The organism is Pseudoalteromonas sp. QJM3NY_12 (genome assembly GCF_056173165.1).
Genome location: NZ_CM149661.1, coordinates 2,760,421 through 2,780,782, shown reverse-complemented (window position 1 = coordinate 2,780,782; position 20,362 = coordinate 2,760,421). Strand labels below are relative to the sequence as shown.

The window sequence follows — 20,362 nt, the reverse complement described above, 5'->3', positions numbered from 1 at the left end:
TTTAGGTAGGATAATTTTAAACAAAACGTGCTTTTCGTCTCATTTAATGTTGAAATTGACATTAAATAATTTACAAGTCAATAGCTAACTATGATCACTGTTATTTCACCAGCAAAGAATCTTGATTACGACACGCCACCCGCAACAGATAAGTTCACTCAACCTGAATTACTTGAGCACAGCGAAGCGCTCATGAAAGTATGCCGTGAACTAACTCCTGCGCAGATTGGTAGTTTAATGAAAATTAGCGATAAGCTCGCGGGCCTTAATGCAGCACGTTTTAGTGAGTGGGCGCAACCGTTTACTACGAGTAATGCTAAACAAGCGGTGCTTGCCTTTAATGGCGATGTATATGGCGGTTTAGATGCCGACACCCTAACGGCTAAGCAACTTGATTATGCTCAAGAGCATTTACGTATACTCTCGGGTTTATACGGATTATTAAAACCACTTGATTTAATGCAAGCCTACCGCCTAGAAATGGGTACAAAGCTTGAAAACAGCCGTGGTAAAAACCTATATGAGTTTTGGGGCAGTATTATTGCTAATAAACTTAACGACGTTTTAGCGGCACAAGATGCACAATACTTAGTTAATTTAGCGTCTAACGAATACTTTAAAGCGGTAGATAAAAAAACGCTTAACGCACAAATTATTACGCCACATTTTAAAGACTGTAAAAACGGCCAATATAAAGTGATTAGCTTTTACGCTAAAAAAGCGCGCGGCATGATGGCGCGTTACCTTATCGAAAACCAAGTCACGCAATTAAGTCAGCTTAAAGAGTTTACCGTGGCCGGTTATTACTTTAGCTCAGAAGCAACCACTAAAGAACTTGAACCGGTATTTTTGCGCGAAGAGCAAAGCTAACACACTTTTTTAAAATGTTTAAAAAGCCATGCATTGCATGGCTTTTTATTTTGGCGCTATTTTTGCAGACCTTAGGTTATTAACCCAAACTAAGGTATAAAAACAAATGCTCTCAATTCCCTCAATTACAGAAGCCGAAAAACTCATAGAAGAGAAGCTCGGCGGTTGGTTTGATGTTGTTATAAGTCATATCCCTAACTTTATAGTCGCGGTGATTATTGCGATTATATTTTCATTTATAGCCCGCCTTGCAGGCAAAGGAATGAAAAAAGTATTACGTCGCTCGCTAGATTCTACTCAAATTGCCGACTTAATGGCCTCCATTTTTAAAGTTATTGTTCTGAGTGTTGGGGTCTTTATTGCCCTTGATTTTATGGGCTTAAAAAGTACCGTTACGTCACTACTTGCGGGTGCAGGTATTGTTGGTCTCGCCATTGGTTTTGCTTTTCAAGATATGACCGAAAACCTAATTGCGGGTATTGCTATGGGTATTCGTAAACCGTTCAAAGCGGGTGATGTTATCGAGACCGATAACGTATTTGGTTCAGTGCATTCAATAAACTTGCGCAACACACTAATAGAGAGCTTTTACGGGCAGTTGATACTGGTTCCTAATAAAATACTATTTAGAAATGTACTGCGTAATTACAGCACTTTAGGGGTCAGAAGAATAGAGGTACCTGTAGGTATTTCTTACGCTGATGATATAGAAAAAGCCAGTGAAGTTATTGTCGAAAAAATTAATCAATTCGACTTTGTGATCCGCAAAAATGAGACCGCTGTATACGCAGAAGGCTTTGGTGATAGCAGTATAAACTTATTGGTATGGTTTTGGATTAAATACCCTGGCGAGCCCGATTTTATGACGGTGCGTCACAAAGGTGTTGTGGCAGTAAAGCAAGCACTCGATGCTGCTGATATAAGTATTCCGTTTCCTATTCGTACGTTGGATTTTGGTATTAAGGGCGGTGAAAAACTCGATGCCATGATAAGCGATAAAATAAGTCATCAGTCAGCAAGTAAAGAGGGTGACAATAATACTGATGCAAGCCAAGGTGAGTAAATAATTTAAAACCCCGAAGGTAAAAGTATTGGGAAATAGTTACTGACTATCAGCGCGTTTTTACATAGTAAAACGCGCTTTTTAATACGCTGTAGACTTAATTAAGTCATTGTTATTGCTTGCTCTACATTAAGGGATTAATGTATCTTCATTAGCTAGATAGTCAGAGGTTAAATTATTAATATGGATATTTAAATGATAAAAGAAGTAACTAACTCAATCAAAGCAGCTCTTTACCAGAGAATAAGCAGCCCGCTTTATGGAACGTATATATTTTCATGGATTATTTATAATTGGGAGCTAGTATTACAGTTACTTTTTGGCACAAAACAGTTTGATGAGCGACTATTAACTTTTAAACTCGGTTTAACTGTTAATGATGGGGGGTTTAACTACACTACTGTAATTATTCCTTTTATTATTACAGTGGTAATATTGCTTATCCAACCTCTAGCTCAAAGGTTTATTTATATATATACAGAATGGAATAATAGCGAAGGGCTTAAAAAAAGAGATCAATATGCAAACGAAACTTTGCTTACACTAGAACAAAGCAACGAGTTAAGGTCATCTGTACAAAAAGTTCAGCAGTTCCATCAGGAAGTTTTAAAGAATAAAGACGATGAGATTAGTGAATATAAAAAGCAAGCTGAATTTATAGACACTAGTTTAGGGAAAGTTAATGAGATTAACCTTAAACTTCAAAAAAATTCTTCAGAACTAGAAAGTGAAAAGTCCAAATTATCTACCGAAGTCACCTCATTGAATGGTGAAATAGCAAAAATAAAATCTAATTATGACCGTCTAGGTAAACTGTTCTCAAAATCTCGCAGAGCAAGGCAGAGGCTTGTTAAATTTACAAATCATAATGAATTGCTAATAAGCGAAGAGGCTTGTTTAGATATTTCAAAAGTAATAATTATTGATGCAGAATATAATTTATCAGAAAATGTAAGAATTTTTTCAGAAATGCTTAATATATCGGACTCTGAGCGTTGGAAGCAATCATGCCATGAATTAATGATTGCAGGTTTTTCAAAAAGCTGGAGTTTTAATATGGCAGATTATTATTTTAGTGAAATAATAAAGCCTAATTTGATAGATTTTAACAAAGATCACATCAGGCTGCTTATTAAAGTAATGGGCTCGAATAACCAAATTAGTGATAGAAATAAAGCTCAAAGCGATATGCAGTTGGTACAAGGGTATTTGTAGTTATTTAACTATTATGAGGTTAGAAGTTTTATAAAAAGCGCCGCTTGTGTTGGAGCAACAAGCAGCGCTGAAGAATAAGTTAAGAAGGAGATGTATTAAATCACACTAATTTTGTTACGAATGACTTTAACCCCATCCATATTTTCTAAAAATTTTTGTGCAAGAGCACGTTCAAAACCGTTATTAGCTTTGCCTTTAAGTTCAACGTCGCCATTTTCAACCTGTACGTTTAAATTTTTTAATTCTAGGTTTGGGTTAGTACGTAATTCATGAGTAATAGATTGCTGTAAAGTAGCTTGTGTGGCCACACTACTCACTATCGCTAAATGCGTTGCTGCACTAACTTTAAAAGCAGAGACTAATAAAAATAAACAACAAAACGAAATAAAACCGATAGTAAATTTAATGCGACTCATAACTATATCCTTAATGTGTTTTGAAAAATTATCGCCGTTATTTGGCGTTTTAATACTCATATATTGACTAGGGTTACAAGTTTCATTCCAAATTTAACTGTTTGAAATAATTGGGTATTTTATTAAGTGGTTATTCAGCTAAGTAGTTTTTACATATTACTCTGAATTGCTTACTCACTGTTTTTAAGCCACAAAAAAGCCGACAAACGTCGGCTCAATCAAATGTACTAAAGCTAAAGCTATTTTTTCTTTTTAGCTTTGGCTTTTTTCTTCGCTTTCATTTTTACTGGATCTTTACGCTTTTTAACTGGTGGCTTAGCTTCTTTATGTTTTGGCTCTAATCCTTTAAATACACGGCGTTTTAGCTTCTGCTCTATGTAACGTTCTACTTTGTAAAGGATGCCAATATCGTGTGCTTCAATTAGTGAAATTGCTATGCCTTTTTTACCCGCGCGACCTGTACGGCCAATACGGTGTACGTAAACATCTGCAGTGCGAGGCATATCAAAGTTAATTACGTGGCTTATATCAGCTACATCAATACCACGCGCGGCTACATCGGTCGCGACTAAAATGCGGGTTTTGCCACTGTGGAAATTTTCCATCGCTTTCATGCGTTTATCTTGTGGCATTTCACCACGTAGCCACGCAGCTTTAACGCCGTTATTGGTTAGTTCACCAATAAGGGTTTCAAGGCGCTCACGAGTTTTTACAAACACAATCGCTTTACTAACATCAGGGCCGTTTAAGGTGTTAACTAATAGCTCAAGCTTGTGATGGTAATCGTCAGCTAAATGAACCCATTGATGTATTTTAGCTTTTTCTTTGCGTGATGATTCGGCTTCAAGTAGAGCCGGGTCGTTTAAAATACGCTCTGCAAATAATTCTACGCTGTCACCTTCAAGAGTAGCTGAGAATAAAAAGCACTGACGACGGTTTTTAGCTTCATCACAAATACGCAGCATTTCTTTACGAAAGCCCATGTCGAGCATGCGGTCGGCTTCATCAAGAATGAGCATTTCTACGTTTTCTGCGTGGAAGTTTTCAGTTTCCAAATACTCCATTAAACGCCCAGGTGTGGCGATTAAAATGTCGTTATTATTTTCAAAAATTTCTTTGTGTGTACCGTAATTAATACCGCCGGTAACCACCCCAATTTTTAAGTGGGTTTGTTTTGCAAGTAACTCACATTGTTCATGAATTTGATAAGCAAGCTCGCGAGTTGGGGTCATAATTAATACCCGTGCAAAGCCCGGATCACGACGCGGGAAATCCATTAAATATTGAATTGCTGGAATTAAGAATGCCGCCGTTTTACCCGTACCTGTCGGTGCAGACGCTAAAATATCACGCCCTTGCAACGCCTCAGGAATGGCTTGTTGTTGAATGCTAGTAGGGGTTTCAAAACCCATTTTATTAATAGCATTGAGTAGCTTATTATCAAGATCAAATTCAGAAAATTGCATAGAGTGTCAAAAATAGGGGACAATTGCCGTTAATTATACGCACTTAAATCTACTTGGTGAATGAAAAGGTGAAAAAATGTCTGGTTTTGCATTTAAACAATTTAAGGTTGAGCACGACCAGTGCGCCATGAAGGTCTCTACCGATGGTATTTTACTCGGGGCATGGGCTGATTTAAGCGATGCTAGTTCGTTATTAGATATTGGCACAGGCACGGGGTTGTTGGCGTTAATGTGTAAACAGCGAGTGCCAGATTTAAAGGTGAGTGCGGTTGAGGTTGATGAAGCCGCCTACCAGCAAGCTGTAAAAAATTGCCAGCAAAGCCCTTGGCCTGATATTAGTATTTATCATCAAGGCATTCAGCATTTTGCGGCTGAGACTAAATTTGATTGCGTTATATCTAATCCGCCTTATTTTAATCACAGTTTAAAAAGTGATAATGCAGCACGCAATGCCGCTCGCCATACCGATGGTTTAAGCTTTGCAGAACTGATTGCTGCGTTTAAACGCTTAACGCATAAACAGGCACACTTTAATTTAATTTTACCCAGCAAAGAGGCACAGTTATTTATAACCTTGGCGCAGCAACAAGGGCTGTATTTAAACGCGCATTGCAAAGTAAAAACTACACCGAGTAAAGTGTTCAGTCGCAGCTTAATGCGCTTTAGCTCAATCAAAACAGAATTACAACAAACAGTGCTTTGCATAAAAGATGAAAACAACACCTACACAGCTGATTATGTTGGGCTTTGCAAAGCATTTTATTTAAAGATGTAAGCTATAAATTGAGCTTAGTTATTTTAAAAGAAAGATAATTTACCCATTATGCATACGTATTCAGTTTTTATTTAATCAATCACCAGACTAGTGTTAACCACTTGTAAATAACGTCGAGTATGTTGTTTAACTCGCTCAACATTTGGAACACACACTATGAAGCTGAATAAAATTATCACCACTGCAGGATTGAGCCTCGGCTTAACTTTACCAAGCTTAGCTATGGCTGCACCTACAACATTTGTGCACTTATTTGAATGGAACTGGCAAGATATAGCCCAAGAATGTGAACAGTTTTTAGGGCCTAAAGGATATGCTGCTGTACAGGTATCTCCGCCTAACGAGCATATTACAGGTAACCAATGGTGGACTCGTTACCAACCTGTGAGCTACCAACTGCAAAGCCGTGGCGGGAACCGGACGCAGTTTATAGATATGGTTAATCGATGTAATTCGGCAGGCGTAGATATATATGTTGATACGCTAATAAACCATATGGCTGCAGGCAATGGTACTGGTACCGCCGGTAATAACTTTGGTAATAAACAATATCCTATTTATAGCCCACAAGATTTTCACCAAAGCTGCTCAATTAACCCTGAAGATTACGGTAATAACCGCTATCGTGTGCAACATTGCGAGCTGGTAGGGCTTGCCGATTTAAATACCGCTTCAACTTATGTGCAAAATACGTTAGCGGCCTATATTAATGACCTGCAAGCTTTAGGTGTTAAAGGCTTTAGGTTTGATGCTGCTAAGCATGTTGCTGCAAGCGATATTCAAAGTCTAATGGCTAAAATAAATGGTTCGCCAGTGGTGTTTCATGAGGTGATAGATCAAGGTACTGAAGCGGTAGATGCTTCAGAGTATTTAAGTACAGGTTTAGTTACTGAGTTTAAATATAGTACCCAACTTGGTAATACGTTTAGAAGTGGCTCGCTTGCGTGGCTAAGTAATTTTGGTGAAGGTTGGGGTTTTATGCCAAGTTCATCAGCTGTGGTATTTGTTGATAACCATGATAACCAACGTGGGCATGGTGGTGCGGGTAATGTAATTACTTTTGAAGATGGCCGTTTATACGACCTAGCTAACGTCTTTATGTTGGCGTATCCGTATGGATACCCAAAAGTCATGTCGAGTTATGACTTTCATGGTGATACCGATGCAGGTGGGCCAAGTGTGCCAGTGCACAACAATGGTAACTTGGAATGTTTTGCAAGCAAATGGAAGTGTGAGCATCGTTGGTCGTACATTGCTGGTGGTGTTGATTTTAGAAATAACACTGCCGATAACTGGGGTGTAACAAACTGGTGGGATAACACCAATAACCAGATTGCATTTGGGCGAGGTAGCTCAGGCCATGTGGCAATTAATAAAGAAGACTCAACCTTAAATTCAACGGTTCAAACAGACATGGCTGCTGGTCAGTACTGTAACGTATTAAAAGGTGAGCTTTCGAGTGATGCTAAAAGCTGTAGTGGTCAGGTTATTACAGTTAATAGTAACGGCACTATTAATTTAAATGTGGCGCCATGGGATGCCATGGCTATTCATAAAAAGTCTAAATTACTACAAGGCTCGCTTCCTAATAACGGTGGTGATTGGCAAAGAACCGTTGTTTTTATCAATGCGCAAACACAAAGCGGGCAAGATATGTTTGTTCGTGGTGGAATAGATCACATTTATGCGAATGCAAACCTTGGTAGAAACTGTCAAACAACGAACGTTGAATGTGCCATGCCTATTCGTCACAACAATTTAAAAAACAACACCACTTCGCCTTGGAAAACAAACGATAATTACCTAGATTGGTATGGTATTGAGCAAGGTCAAAGCAGTGAGGCGCAGGGTACCGCGATGGATTGGACTACTAATATATGGCCTAGTGAATTCGGGGCACAAAAAACGGTAGATAATGATGGTTTTGGCGTTACAGCACTTAACATATGGGGCGAACACTACTGGATGCTTGATGCTGATATGGATTGCAGTAAAGCCGTTAACGGCTGGTTTGAACTCAAAGCATTTGTAAAAAATGGCCCTGAGTGGGAGGGCGATATAAATCAAGCAAATACCCCATATGCAAGCACTAACCATATGGCCCAGTGCGGCAAAATTAATATGTTTGAATTTAATAGCTCAAGTGTAGAGGTACGTGACTTTTAAATATGCACTTTTAATCATGTACTTTAAAACGTGATTATTATTTAAAAACCAAGTGTGTTAAAACGCACTTGGTTTTTATTTTTTACATGCACCTAATTAGCTATGTAATTTCATAGTGTGTTTATAAATCAGCTGGTATTATCGTTTTATTCGCTATTTAAAATTAAAGCAACTCAATGAAAAACTTTAATAAACTAACTTTGCTAAGCACTCTCGCTGCAGCTTTATTTATAAGCCATAGTGCGCATGCAAATATGAGTCCTGTAGGGCTTTGGAAAACCATTAATGAAGACACCAAAGAAGCAAAGTCGTACGTACGCATTACTGAACAAGATGGCGTACTGACTGGCAAAATTGAAACAATACTTAATAAAGCCAAGCAAGATGCGCTTTGTAGCGAGTGCAACGGTGATAAAAAGAATCAGCCGATGCTAGGCATGACCATTATTGAAGATGTAACTTATGCCGGAGATGGTAGTTGGGAAGACGGTGAAATACTCGACCCAAATAACGGTAAAACCTACAGTGTGCGCCTAACTCCAAAGCAAAATGGTGAACAGTTAGAAGTGCGTGGTTATGTGGGCTTTTTTTACCGTAACCAATACTGGTTAAAAGTAGAGTAGTTGAGGATTAAAAAGCGCTGCATGGCAGCGCTCCTTGCAAGAGCACGCTGTTACAGGGTTTCAGCATACTCTGTCATCACTTGCTCTACCCAGGTGGCAATACGCTCGTCGCTTAGCTCGTACTGACTGTCTTCGTCTAATGCTAAACCTACAAATTGTTTACCGTCTTCGGTAAGGGCTTTAGACGCTTCAAATTCGTAATTACTGTCGTTAGGCCAAAAGCCAAGTTGAGTAATGGCTTGGGCATTTATTTCATCGTGCAACATACCTAACGCGTCTTGAAACCATTGGCCATACCCTTGCTGATCGCCCATCCCAAATAAGGCAATGGTTTTACCATTTAGGTCAACGTCTTTTATGTCGTCCCACTTTGATTCCCAATCTTCTTGAATTTCGCCAAAGTCCCACGTAGAAATACCAAAAATGATAAAGTCATATTGCTCAGCGTTTTTTAGCGGCTCGTCTTTAATATTATGTAAGCTGACAATGTCGGCGCCAATAATATCGCGTATTTTTTCTGCCGCCATTTCGGTATAGCAGGTAGTAGAACCAAAAAATAAACCAATCTGCATCGTATTTATCACTGTGTAATTGCCTGTTATGATAGGCTCAAGTTTACCGTAAGGTATTTTTAATTGATACCTTCTACCGTGGTATTACCAACATGAGATCACAACGTGACAACGCTATCTGACGATTTACCTGAACAAAATAATGAGCTAAGCAGCAATAGCGACTTTTTAGAAACCTTTCTTGATAGCCTCTATTTAGAGCAAGGCGTAAGTGAAAATACACTGAGCGCTTATCGCAGTGACTTAGATAAGTTTTGCCAATTTTTAAAAGGCGAAAACTTAATGACGGTAACCAGCCTCGACGTTGAAAGTTACTTAGCGCATCGTGTTGATTTGGGGTTAAAACCACGCAGTACTGCGCGTAGCATTAGTGCATTAAAACGTTTTTATCAGTACTTTGTACGCGAAAAAATAATTAGCGACTCACCTATGGTTAATATTGCTCAGCCTAAAGCGGGGCAGTCGTTACCAAAAACGCTTTCTGAGGCTGAAGTAGAGGCGCTATTAAGTGCCCCCAATATTGAAGAACCAATGGGTCTGCGCGACAAAGCCATGCTAGAGCTATTGTATGCAACGGGCTTGCGGGTAACTGAGTTAGTGGGGCTAAGAATGGAGCAAATAAATTTGCGCCAAGCTGTGGTGTTTGTAAAAGGTAAAGGCAACAGAGAGCGGTTAGTGCCTTTAGGTGAAGAGGCTATGTATTGGCTCGAGCAATTTTTAAAGCTTGGCCGAGCACAAATGATAAAACATGCCACCGATTTTGTCTTTCCCTCTAAACGAGGGGTGGGTATGACACGACAAACTTTTTGGCATCGGATTAAACACTATGCTATTTTGGCATCCGTTGAGTCGCCGTTATCACCTCATACTTTGCGACATGCATTTGCAACGCATTTATTAAATCATGGGGCTGACTTGCGTGTGGTGCAGATGATGCTTGGCCACAGCGACCTATCAACTACCCAAATTTATACGCATGTAGCGAATGAGCGATTAAAATCGGTGCATGCTGAGCACCATCCTCGTGCTTAAGCGAATTTTTTTGTTACTAAGCCGGTCATATAGACACGATAAGATAAGTATTTTTTAGGATAGAGAACCCGTTATGAAAAAATTAATGTTAGCAGGTGCCATGTTGTGCACTAGTTTGAGCGCTTTTGCTAATGGCGTTGCAGTAACACCCGATGCCAATGATCCTATCGTGACAAAATTTGCCGCGCTTGGAGTAACTGTAAAACAAATTAACCCAAGTCCGGTTGCAGGCTTAAAAGAATTGATTACCAATAAAGGGGTGCTATATGCAAGCCCTGACGGTCAGTTTTTAATGCAAGGTACGCTAATCGATTTAAACAACCGTAATAATTTAACCGAGCAAGCACTTAATGGTGTGCGCCAATCAGGGTTAAAAGAATACGAAGATTCAATGATTGTGTATAAAGCGCCAGAAGAAAAACACAGCATTACCGTGTTTACAGATATTAGCTGTGGTTACTGTCGTAAATTACACCGAGAGCTTGATGACTTACTTGAGTCGGGTATTACGGTTAAATACCTCGCATTTCCACGTGGCGGCCTACAGGGGTCAGGTTATGCTGATTTAATGAATGTGTGGTGTGCTAAAGATCAGCAAGAAGCACTTACTGAAGCTAAATCGGGCTCGGATACACAAATTGTAAAAGATTGTAGCGCACCCGTTGCAGAGCATTACCAATTAGGCCAAAGTTTTGGTGTTAGTGGTACACCGGCTATTATTTTAGAAGATGGCACGATGATCCCAGGCTACCAACCAGCAGCCGCATTAAGCGCTGCGCTTGAGGCGAATAAAGCAGGTTAATTAAAAACCTGAGTACCTGTTTAAAAAGGCCTTTATGGCCTTTTTTTGTCTTTTTATTATGAATATCATAAGTTAAAAAACCAGCATGAGAAAAATGATTATTGCGCGAGAACCCGTTGACGACTCTCATCTACCAAGTCATCTACATCCTGTTATTAAGCAAATTTATGCCACGCGTAACGTCTGCCATGCTGATGAATTAAATAATAGTGCGGCCACTTTGCTCGACTTTAAGCTATTTAAAGATATAGACAAAGCCAGCCAACTATTAATTGATGCACTGCATGCACAAAGTAAAATACTTATTGTTGGCGATTTTGACGCCGATGGCGCAACCAGCACCGCCACCTTAATGCAAGGGTTGGCCATGTTTGGCTTTACCCATTTAGATTATTTAGTGCCAGACCGCTTTAGTTTAGGTTATGGCTTAAGCCCAGCATTGGCTGAGCAAATAGTCACTATGCAGCCCGATTTAGTGATCACCGTAGATAACGGTATATCGTGTATTGCAGGGATTGATATTGTTAAAGCCGCAGGCATTAAAGTGCTGGTTACAGATCATCATTTACAAGGCGAGCAACTGCCTAATGCCGATGCTATTGTTAATCCTAATCGTCATGACTGTGATTTTCCCTCTAAGTCGATAGCTGGTGTTGGTGTGGCGTTTTATTTACTTATCGCACTGAGAAGTGCGCTGCGTGAACAAGGCTACTTTAACCAACATCCTATGCCAAATATTGCTGACTTACTCGATATTGTAGCCCTTGGTACGGTGGCCGATGTGGTGGCTCTGGATGCGAATAACCGTACGTTAGTGCATCAAGGCTTGGCACGTATTCGCAGCGGTAAAACGCGCCCAGGTATCACCGCACTGATTGAAGTGGCTAATCGTAATGCAGCTCGTTTAAGTGCCAGCGATTTTGGCTTTTCATTAGCGCCGCGTTTAAATGCAGCTGGGCGCCTAGATGACATGAGTTTGGGTATAGCTTGCTTACTTAGCAACGACATAAATCAAGCAAGGCGCATAGCCGGCGAGCTTGATAGCTTAAACTTTGCCAGACGTGAAATAGAGCAAGGTATGCAAGTAGAGGCGCAAGCCGTGCTCGATAGGCTAGCATTTAAAGAAAATAGCGTACCTGATGCTATTTGTTTGTATCAAGACGATTGGCATCAAGGCGTTATTGGCATTTTAGCGGGGCGCTTAAAAGAAAAATACCACCGCCCAACCGTGATATTTGCGGGTGGCGAAAACGGTGAAATAAAAGGTTCATGTCGCTCTATTGAAGGCTTGCATATGCGCGACCTGCTTGAGGGGTTAAACACCGCGCAGCCCGGTTTAATTAATAAATTTGGTGGCCATGCAATGGCGGCAGGTTTAAGTATTAACGAGCAGCAATTTCCTGAGTTTAAACGTGCGTTTGATCGTGCGGTTAGTGAGCAACTCAGTGAAGAAAGTAAACGCTGTATTGTGTTTACCGATGGTGAGCTACCTAATGACTGCTTTAGCATGGATTTTGCGCAGCTTTTAAAACAATCGGGCCCGTGGGGGCAGCAGTTTCCTGAGCCGGTATTTGAACACACCTTTGAAGTAATCCAACAGCGTATTGTGGGTGAAAAACACTTAAAGCTAGTATTAAAGCATCAGTCTGCACGCTTAGTGGATGCCATTGCCTTTGGCATTGATGTAAAAGCGTGGCCAGATACCGAGGCGCAGTTTGTTAAAGTAGCGTATCAGCTCGATATAAATGAATTTAGAGGTAAATTTAGCTTACAACTTATAGTTAGAGAGCTTGAAAAAGTGGGCTAAAAAATATCTTCAAACCATGCATAAAAGGCTAATAAAACGCGCGGTTTTTTGTTAAAATCGGGCGTTTTTATTATTTAATGATTTTTAATTGCGCTCGGTCTCTTTTTTAAGTGCGCAATAACCTAGCCATTTTGGAGTAATGTACATGTTTGAAGTGAATCCTGTGATTAATCAAATCAAGGAAATTCGCGAACGTACTGAACTGCTTCGGGGGTACCTTTGACTACGCTCTTAAACAAGAACGTTTAGAAGAAGTTAACGCCGAACTTGAAGATTCAGCCGTATGGAATGAGCCTGAGCGCGCACAAGCCCTTGGTCGTGAAAAGTCAGCACTAGAAGCCGTGGTTGAAACAATCGATAACCTTGTTGCTGGTACTGACGATGTTGAAGGTTTAGTAGAGCTTGCTGTTGAAGCTGAAGATCAAGACACCTTTGATGAAGCACAAAGCGAACTAGCTGATTTAAACCAGCAGCTTGAAGGGCTTGAGTTTCGTCGTATGTTTTCAGGCTCTCACGATTCAAACGATGCCTACCTTGATTTACAATCAGGCTCTGGCGGTACTGAAGCACAAGACTGGTGTAATATTTTACTGCGTATGTACTTACGCTGGGGTGAAGCTAAAGGCTTTAAAGTAGAGCTTGTTGAGGCGACCGATGGCGATGTTGCTGGTATTAAAGGCGCAACAGTACGTTTTTCTGGTGAGTATGCATATGGTTGGTTACGCACTGAAACAGGCGTACACCGCTTAGTTCGTAAAAGCCCATTTGATTCAAGTGGCCGCCGCCATACCTCGTTTGCATCTGCGTTTGTTTACCCAGAAGTTGATGACAACATTGAGATTGATATTAATCCGTCTGACTTACGTATAGACGTTTACCGTGCATCAGGCGCGGGTGGTCAGCACGTAAATACCACTGAATCGGCAGTACGTATTACCCACGTACCAACCAATACCGTGGTGCAGTGTCAAAACGAGCGCTCGCAGCATAAAAATAAAGCCCAAGCAATGAAGCAGTTAAAAGCGAAATTATTTGAGCTTGAGCTGCAACAGCAAAATGCTGAAAAGCAAAGCCAAGAAGACAACAAGTCTGATATTGGCTGGGGAAGTCAAATTCGTTCATACGTACTTGATGACTCGCGTATTAAAGATTTACGTACTGGCGTTGAAAACCGTAACACTCAAGCGGTACTCGATGGCGACCTAGATAAATTTATTGAAGCCAGCTTAAAATCTGGTTTATAACCACCAAGCTAAAAAAGAGCTAAAAAATGACTGATCAAATCCAAGACGAAAATAAGTTAATCGCTGAGCGTCGCGGCAAATTAGACGCTATTCGCGAAAATTGCCCAGCCAACGGTCATCCAAACCAATTCCGTCGTGAGCATTACACGGCAGATTTGCAGGCTGAGTTTGGTGATAAGAGTAAAGAAGAGCTAATCGAATTACAGCACGTAGTATCGATAGCAGGTCGTATTCTTGCTAAACGTGGTCCATTTATGTCTATTCAAGACATGAAAGGCCGTGTGCAAGCATATGCCTCAAAAGACGTTCAAAAAGATTTAAAAGCAAAATATGGTCAGCTTGATATTGGCGATATTATTGGTGTTAAGGGCGCGCTGAACAAATCAGGTAAAGGCGATTTATACGTAGAAATGACAGAGTACGAACTGCTGACTAAGTCACTCCGTCCACTACCAGAAAAATTCCATGGCTTATCAGATCAAGAAACTAAATACCGTCAACGTTATGTTGATTTAATAACTAACGAAGCAACGCGTGAAACATTCCGCATTCGCTCACAAGTAGTTGAAGGCATTCGTCGCTTTTTAGCTGACCGCGATTTTATGGAAGTAGAAACGCCAATGCTACAGGTTATTCCTGGTGGCGCGACGGCACGTCCGTTTGTAACGCATCATAATGCGCTTGATATCGACATGTACTTGCGTATTGCACCAGAGCTTTACTTAAAGCGTTTAGTGGTAGGTGGTTTTGACCGCGTATTCGAAATTAACCGTAACTTCCGTAACGAAGGGTTATCGACACGCCACAACCCAGAATTCACTATGATTGAGTTCTACCAAGCGTACGCTGACTACATTGATTTAATGAACATCACCGAAGACATGTTACGTACAGTTGCAACTAATGTACTGGGCAGCCCAATTGTGGTTAACACCACTAAAGATGAAAACGGCGACGTTGTTGATTCAGTAGAGTATGACTTTGGTCAACCATTCACGCGTTTAAGCATGGCAGATGCTATCTTAAAATATAACCCTGAGTTTGATGCTGCGGTATTTAACGACCCAGAAAACCACTTTGAAGAATTAAAAGCGTACGCTAAACAAGTACACGTTAAAATTCCTGAAAACTGCGTATGGGGCCCTGGTAAGTTCTTATGTGAAATATTTGAAGAAACGGCTGAGCATATGCTTATCCAACCTACATTTATCACAGGCTACCCGTGGGAAGTATCTCCACTTGCACGTCGTAACGACGAAAATCCATTTGTAACTGATCGTTTTGAATTTTTTGTTGGCGGTCGTGAATTAGCAAATGGTTTCTCAGAGCTTAACGATGCACAAGATCAAGCTGAGCGTTTTACTCGTCAGGTTGAAGAGAAAGACGCTGGTGATGATGAAGCAATGCATTATGACGAAGACTACATTCGCGCACTTGAGTATGGTTTACCACCAACGGCAGGGGAGGGCATTGGTATTGACCGTTTAGTGATGCTATTTACTGACTCATCAACTATCAAAGATGTTATTTTATTCCCGCACATGCGCCCACAAGCTGACTAAGCTTGAAGGAATAAACTATAAAATTATTAACGCCGCTAATTAGCGGCGTTTTTTTTGCCTTATTGTTTGTGAGACATTGCCTAAACTTTATATTAGGGCTTTTAATTAATAAGTACTACACTGATAATAAAATGTAAGTACAAAGGGATATTAACCTTTAATTCAGTTTCATTATCATAAAGTTGCCTCACTGCTTAGCAACATTAAAGCAGTGCTATAACTTTTTGGTATGATTGTTTTTTAAACATTATGTTGTATTTATGTGAATTTTTTAGCTAAAATATGGCCGAAATTTGTACACGGTCATTATTAGTCGTAAAAATAAAAATTTCTAAAGGACTTAGATAAATAATATGAAAGCTAAACGAGTAGAGTCTTTACCCGATGAGAGCACCACAGAGCAACAGCGACAAGCTTATTACCGCGCGTGTATTGCTGAGTTTCAAAAATTGGGCTACCAAGAGCAATATCTTGCTGAACTTACGGATGAACTAGTGCCAGTGATGGGTGTAAACTCAAGCACTCCAAATACCTAACCTGATTAATTTTCAAACTAATTACACTTTAAAACCAGACATGTGTGCAATCTATAGCCATATAGTCACTTTTGTCAGAAAAGTGTTTGACATATTTTCTGAAATCTTTATTATACGCCCCACAAGACGGAGAGGTGTCCGAGTGGCCGAAGGAGCTCCCCTGCTAAGGGAGTATAGAGTTTGTAGCTCTATCGAGGGTTCGAATCCCTCCCTCTCCACCATTTTTTAAATGGCGAAATCTTGTAAACGTAAAGATGGGCGCATAGCTCAGCTGGATAGAGTACCTGGCTACGAACCAGGCGGTCGGAGGTTCGAATCCTCCTGCGCCCACCACTCTTTACACACTCTGCTTAGAGTTAAAACAAGCAAAAATGAAAGTGGGCGCATAGCTCAGCTGGATAGAGTACCTGGCTACGAACCAGGCGGTCGGAGGTTCGAATCCTCCTGCGCCCACCACTTTCAACTCTAACTTAGAGTATAAATAAGTAAATATGAAAGTGGGCGCATAGCTCAGCTGGATAGAGTACCTGGCTACGAACCAGGCGGTCGGAGGTTCGAATCCTCCTGCGCCCACCACTTTCATACATAAGCCGACATTAAGTCGGTTTTTTTGTGCCTGAAATAAAGTGAATATGGGAAAGTAGCAAGCTACGAACCAGACGGTCAGAGGTTCACTCTTAAAAGATACGTCCTGCGCCCAGCACTTTCATAAATAAGCCGACATTAAGTCGGTTTTTTTGTGCCTGAAATAAAGTGAAATTGGAAGAGCAGTAGGGTTTGCACTCGACGGTCGGAGGTCCACTTTTAGAAGATACGTCCTGCGCCCACCACTTTCATACATAGGCCGACATTAAGTCGGTTTTTTTGTGCCTAAGATAAAGTGAATATGGGAAAGTAGCTAGCTACGAACCAGACGGTCAGAGGTTCACTCTTACAAGATACGTCCTGCGCCCACCACTTTCATACATAAGCCGACATTAAGTCGGTTTTTTTGTGCCTGAAATTTGAGAAAGCTTTCAGGTATTAGTTAAACCCAATTATGCACACCGCTAAATTTTACATTCAGCCACTTCTATAAAAGCGCAGCGCCTCTTAACCTCTTTGTGAATAACGGCTTTAAAAACTTAAATATACAAAGAACTTGCTTATATTAGCAGCGCAGCTTCTCATTCCTAAAACCTAAAACCTAAAACCTAAAACCTAAAACCTAAAACCTAAAACCTAAAACCTAAAACCTAAAACCTAAAACCTAAAACCTAAAACCTAAAACCTAAAACCTAAAACCTAAGCTGCTCTTTAAACTCGGCTGTGTTATTTTGAACGTCTTGTTTAAAAGGATCTTGCTGTATGTTTAAAACCGTATTTTTTATATTCTTATTTATTTTAAGCGCACTTTTTACTGTTGCTACACATGCAAATGAGGCTAAACATGCAATCGCCGTTGGTGCAGAACAGTTTGCTTTGTACTTACCGCAATTAAAAAATAAACGTGTAGGGCTGGTGGTTAACCAAACCTCTCTTGTGGGGCAAACGCATTTAGTTGATAGCTTGCTGGCTAAAAACATCAACATCACTAAAATTTTTGCACCCGAGCATGGCTTTCGAGGTGATCATGACGCGGGAGCGCATGTTAAAAACGCCGTTGATAGCAAAACCGGTATTCCACTGATTTCTATTTACGGTAAAAACAAAAAACCAAGCGCCAAGGTGCTTAGCGATGTTGATGTGATAATTTTTGATATTCAGGATGTGGGTGTGCGTTTTTATACTTACATTAGCTCAATGCATTACATGATGGAGGCCGCAGCCGAGCAAGATATTGAGTTTATTGTGTTTGATAGGCCAAACCCCAATATTGCTTACGTTGATGGGCCAATACTTGAGCGCGACTTTAAGTCGTTTGTAGGCATGCACCCAATACCCGTGCTGCACGGCATGACGGTAGGCGAGCTTGCTAAAATGATCAAAGGCGAGGGCTGGATCAATCAAGCTGCTAATTTACAACTGAGCGTGATCAGTGTTGCTCATTACACCCGCACCAGTCGTTATAGCTTGCCGGTAAAACCAAGCCCTAATTTACCCAACGATCAATCAATAGCGCTGTATCCGTCGTTGTGCTTTTTTGAAGCAACCCCTGTTAGCATAGGTAGAGGAACTGACTTTGCATTTCAGGTTATTGGTTATTCACCAGTAGCACTTGGGGACTTTAGCTTTACCCCGCGTTCAATAAAAGGCGCAGCGCTTAATCCTAAATTTAAAGATCAAATGGTGAAAGGGATTGATTTACGCCATAGTAATATCACAGGCTTAAACTTAAATTATTTAATTAATGCTTACCAGCAGCTTACACAGGCTAAGCAGGTGTTTTTTGAACGTGCCGATTTTATGGATAAACTCGCAGGAACTGATCAGCTCAGACTTGCCATAGAAGCGGGGCGAACAGCTGAGGAAATTAAGCAAAGTTGGCAAGCGGGGCTTGAGCAATTTAAACAGCAAAGAGCGCCTTACTTGCTCTACCAATAAAGGAATGAGTGTGTATTTAAATTTTTCCGTGTTAGCAAAGCGTACTTTTTTTAACGCACTGACAATTACGCTTTGCTTTATTATTACCGGTTGCAGTGGCGCAAGCAGTGCAATTAAATCTCAGCGCCCGTTTATTCCTAATCAAATACAGAGCCTCGCTAATGCGCAAGTTATTGCTACCTTTCCTGAGTCCAACCCCAGTAGCCGAGAATATGTAAATAATCGTGGGACCTTTAAAGCGTATAAAGGGCGCGGGCAATTATTACTACAAAATGAAAGTGCCTTAAGTGCCGATATTTATATTAATAATAAAAAGTTAGCGCTTGATACCCTGCAAAAAAATACTGAGTATGCCTTTAATTTAGGGCAGTACACTCACAACGGAGTTAACACTTTTAAGGTTGATAACATTCAACCTGCTAACGGTAGTTTAACGCTGCGATTTGCCTTTGCTACTCTAAATAGCTCAGCGGCTAAAACCATTGATTTTAGTGCGGTAGATAAGCTAATAGAAAAAGACGTAAGTGCGGGCTTTCCTGGTGCGGTACTAGCGGTAATTAAAGCGGGTAAGATATTAAAATTAACCGCTTATGGTGATGCCAAGCAATATCAGCAAAATGACTTAATGTTGTTACGCCCAGAGCCTATGCAAACAAATACACTCTTTGATTTAGCCTCAAACACAAAGATATTTGCCACTAACTTTGCGCTAATGAAGCTTGTGAGCGAAGGGCGGTTAAATATAAATAATAGGGTGAGTGATTACCTAACAGAATACCAAGGCGATGGACGAGAGCTGCGCCAAGTTAAAGACTTACTCACTCATAAAGCCGGTTATCCGCCAGTGTTTGATTTTCATCGAAAAGACACCCGCTATGGCGAAGCGTTTTTTTCACAAGCCAGCGACACCACTAAACAATTACTACTTACCAGCGTGCCACTAGCCAGCGAGCCAAGTGCCCAGCATGTTTACTCTGATATTGATTACATGATTTTAGGGGTTTTAATTGAGCGTATTAGCGGCCAATCACTCGACGAATACCTAGAGCAGCATATTTACGCGCCTTTAAAGCTTAACAACACTTTATTTAACCCCCTTAAAAAAGGCTTTAATCGTCAGCAGTTTGCCGCCACGGAGCTAAGTGGAAATACCCGCGATGGCCGTATTCATTTTGAGAATATTCGCACCAATGTACTGCAAGGGCAGGTGCATGATGAGCGTGCTTTTTACTCACTTGATGGTGTAGCAGGCCATGCAGGACTATTTAGTAACGCCCCCGATTTAGCCGTTTTATGCCAAGTGTTACTCAACAAGGGCGGTTACGGCGATAAGCAAATTTTTAATGCCAGTAGTTTGGCGCAGTTTTTAACCCCACAAAGTACCGATGAAACCTACGGCTTAGGTTTTCGTCTTGCAGGAAATAATCAAGCGCGGCGCTGGCACTTTGGCCCGTATGCCAGCCCACAAGCTTATGGACACACAGGTTGGACTGGCACAGTAACTGTGATTGATCCCGCTTACGATTTAGCCATCATCTTACTTACCAATGCACGCCATTCACCAATTAAAGGTAGTGAAAAACGTTATCAGTTTGTAGGTAAAAACTATGAAACAGCTCAATACGGTTCTATTGTTTCATTAATTTATGAGGCGCTGTTAAATCAGTAAACTCAGTGAGTGACTTAATGG

Annotated in this window: 17 protein-coding genes and 4 tRNA genes; 18 read left to right on the top strand and 3 right to left on the bottom strand. The window is 40.7% G+C overall.

All coding sequences use genetic code 11. From position 1 onward, the window contains the following. Positions 1-90 precede the first annotated feature (90 nt). The 3 genes from yaaA to AC0VZ5_RS13035 all read left to right on the top strand — a co-directional run bounded on the left by yaaA (position 91) and on the right by AC0VZ5_RS13035 (position 3,148). Positions 91-870 carry a peroxide stress protein YaaA gene (gene yaaA / locus AC0VZ5_RS13045; RefSeq protein ID WP_013465813.1) on the top strand — a complete coding sequence of 260 codons (780 nt, stop codon included), beginning with the start codon at positions 91-93 and terminating at the stop codon, positions 868-870. A 106-nt stretch (positions 871-976) separates the two neighbouring features. Then, positions 977-1,933: a mechanosensitive ion channel family protein gene (locus AC0VZ5_RS13040; protein ID WP_475473163.1), complete on the top strand. Its 957-nt coding sequence runs from the start codon at positions 977-979 to the stop codon at positions 1,931-1,933. Between the two features lie 195 nt (positions 1,934-2,128). Next, a complete protein-coding gene (locus AC0VZ5_RS13035) occupies positions 2,129-3,148 on the top strand; it encodes a hypothetical protein (RefSeq protein ID WP_475473161.1) in 1,020 nt (339 codons plus the stop codon). Positions 3,149-3,243: 95 nt separating this feature from the next. On the opposite strand, the gene AC0VZ5_RS13030 is transcribed toward AC0VZ5_RS13035, so the two are convergent. Together AC0VZ5_RS13030 and srmB are read right to left on the bottom strand one after the other, a co-directional pair. Then, positions 3,244-3,564 carry a BON domain-containing protein gene (locus tag AC0VZ5_RS13030; protein WP_178956557.1) on the bottom strand — a complete coding sequence of 107 codons (321 nt, stop codon included), beginning with the start codon at positions 3,562-3,564 and terminating at the stop codon, positions 3,244-3,246. A gap of 239 nt (positions 3,565-3,803) precedes the next feature. After that, positions 3,804-5,030, bottom strand: coding sequence for an ATP-dependent RNA helicase SrmB (gene srmB / locus AC0VZ5_RS13025; RefSeq protein ID WP_010391528.1), 1,227 nt, complete (start codon positions 5,028-5,030; stop codon positions 3,804-3,806). 76 nt (positions 5,031-5,106) lie between these two features. On the opposite strand from srmB, the gene AC0VZ5_RS13020 reads away from it, so the two are divergent. The 3 genes from AC0VZ5_RS13020 to AC0VZ5_RS13010 all read left to right on the top strand — a co-directional run bounded on the left by AC0VZ5_RS13020 (position 5,107) and on the right by AC0VZ5_RS13010 (position 8,594). Continuing rightward, positions 5,107-5,805 (top strand): tRNA1(Val) (adenine(37)-N6)-methyltransferase, encoded by a 699-nt coding sequence (locus AC0VZ5_RS13020; RefSeq protein ID WP_178956556.1) that lies wholly within the window; start codon positions 5,107-5,109, stop codon positions 5,803-5,805. 156 nt (positions 5,806-5,961) lie between these two features. Continuing rightward, positions 5,962-7,971 carry an alpha-amylase gene (locus tag AC0VZ5_RS13015; RefSeq protein ID WP_475473158.1) on the top strand — a complete coding sequence of 670 codons (2,010 nt, stop codon included), beginning with the start codon at positions 5,962-5,964 and terminating at the stop codon, positions 7,969-7,971. Between the two features lie 176 nt (positions 7,972-8,147). Continuing rightward, positions 8,148-8,594, top strand: a complete 447-nt coding sequence (locus AC0VZ5_RS13010; RefSeq protein ID WP_198523659.1) for a DUF2147 domain-containing protein — start codon at positions 8,148-8,150, stop codon at positions 8,592-8,594. A gap of 50 nt (positions 8,595-8,644) precedes the next feature. On the opposite strand, the gene fldB is transcribed toward AC0VZ5_RS13010, so the two are convergent. After that, a complete protein-coding gene (fldB, locus tag AC0VZ5_RS13005; protein WP_008467792.1) occupies positions 8,645-9,166 on the bottom strand; it encodes a flavodoxin FldB in 522 nt (173 codons plus the stop codon). A 105-nt stretch (positions 9,167-9,271) separates the two neighbouring features. Between fldB and xerD the strand changes: the two genes are divergently transcribed. From xerD to pbp4b, 12 genes are all read left to right on the top strand, one after another. Further along, a complete protein-coding gene (gene xerD / locus AC0VZ5_RS13000; RefSeq protein ID WP_475473156.1) occupies positions 9,272-10,198 on the top strand; it encodes a site-specific tyrosine recombinase XerD in 927 nt (308 codons plus the stop codon). Between the two features lie 73 nt (positions 10,199-10,271). Beyond that, positions 10,272-11,000 (top strand): bifunctional protein-disulfide isomerase/oxidoreductase DsbC, encoded by a 729-nt coding sequence (gene dsbC, locus AC0VZ5_RS12995; protein ID WP_138606619.1) that lies wholly within the window; start codon positions 10,272-10,274, stop codon positions 10,998-11,000. 85 nt (positions 11,001-11,085) lie between these two features. Beyond that, entirely contained in the window at positions 11,086-12,807 is a 1,722-nt protein-coding gene (gene recJ, locus AC0VZ5_RS12990) for a single-stranded-DNA-specific exonuclease RecJ (RefSeq protein WP_475473154.1), read from the top strand. Between the two features lie 145 nt (positions 12,808-12,952). Continuing rightward, a protein-coding gene (gene prfB / locus AC0VZ5_RS12985) for a peptide chain release factor 2 (protein ID WP_109874146.1) occupies positions 12,953-14,051 on the top strand; the annotation gives its coding sequence in 2 pieces (ribosomal slippage) (positions 12,953-13,027 and positions 13,029-14,051; 1,098 coding nt in all). 26 nt (positions 14,052-14,077) lie between these two features. Beyond that, positions 14,078-15,613: a lysine--tRNA ligase gene (gene lysS, locus AC0VZ5_RS12980; protein WP_054201888.1), complete on the top strand. Its 1,536-nt coding sequence runs from the start codon at positions 14,078-14,080 to the stop codon at positions 15,611-15,613. A gap of 353 nt (positions 15,614-15,966) precedes the next feature. After that, positions 15,967-16,149, top strand: coding sequence for a hypothetical protein (locus AC0VZ5_RS12975; protein WP_138606615.1), 183 nt, complete (start codon positions 15,967-15,969; stop codon positions 16,147-16,149). A 128-nt stretch (positions 16,150-16,277) separates the two neighbouring features. Then, positions 16,278-16,370 (top strand) — tRNA-Ser (locus tag AC0VZ5_RS12970). 35 nt (positions 16,371-16,405) lie between these two features. Next, a tRNA-Arg gene (locus AC0VZ5_RS12965) sits at positions 16,406-16,482 on the top strand. A 46-nt stretch (positions 16,483-16,528) separates the two neighbouring features. Then, positions 16,529-16,605 (top strand) — tRNA-Arg (locus tag AC0VZ5_RS12960). A gap of 43 nt (positions 16,606-16,648) precedes the next feature. Further along, positions 16,649-16,725, top strand: a tRNA-Arg gene (locus tag AC0VZ5_RS12955). A 771-nt stretch (positions 16,726-17,496) separates the two neighbouring features. After that, the gene (locus AC0VZ5_RS12950; protein WP_475473151.1) at positions 17,497-18,672 is read left to right on the top strand and encodes an exo-beta-N-acetylmuramidase NamZ family protein; all 1,176 of its coding nucleotides are present in this window, start codon (positions 17,497-17,499) and stop codon (positions 18,670-18,672) included. A 10-nt stretch (positions 18,673-18,682) separates the two neighbouring features. Continuing rightward, entirely contained in the window at positions 18,683-20,341 is a 1,659-nt protein-coding gene (gene pbp4b / locus AC0VZ5_RS12945) for a penicillin binding protein PBP4B (protein ID WP_475473149.1), read from the top strand. The last annotated feature ends 21 nt before the right edge of the window (positions 20,342-20,362 follow it).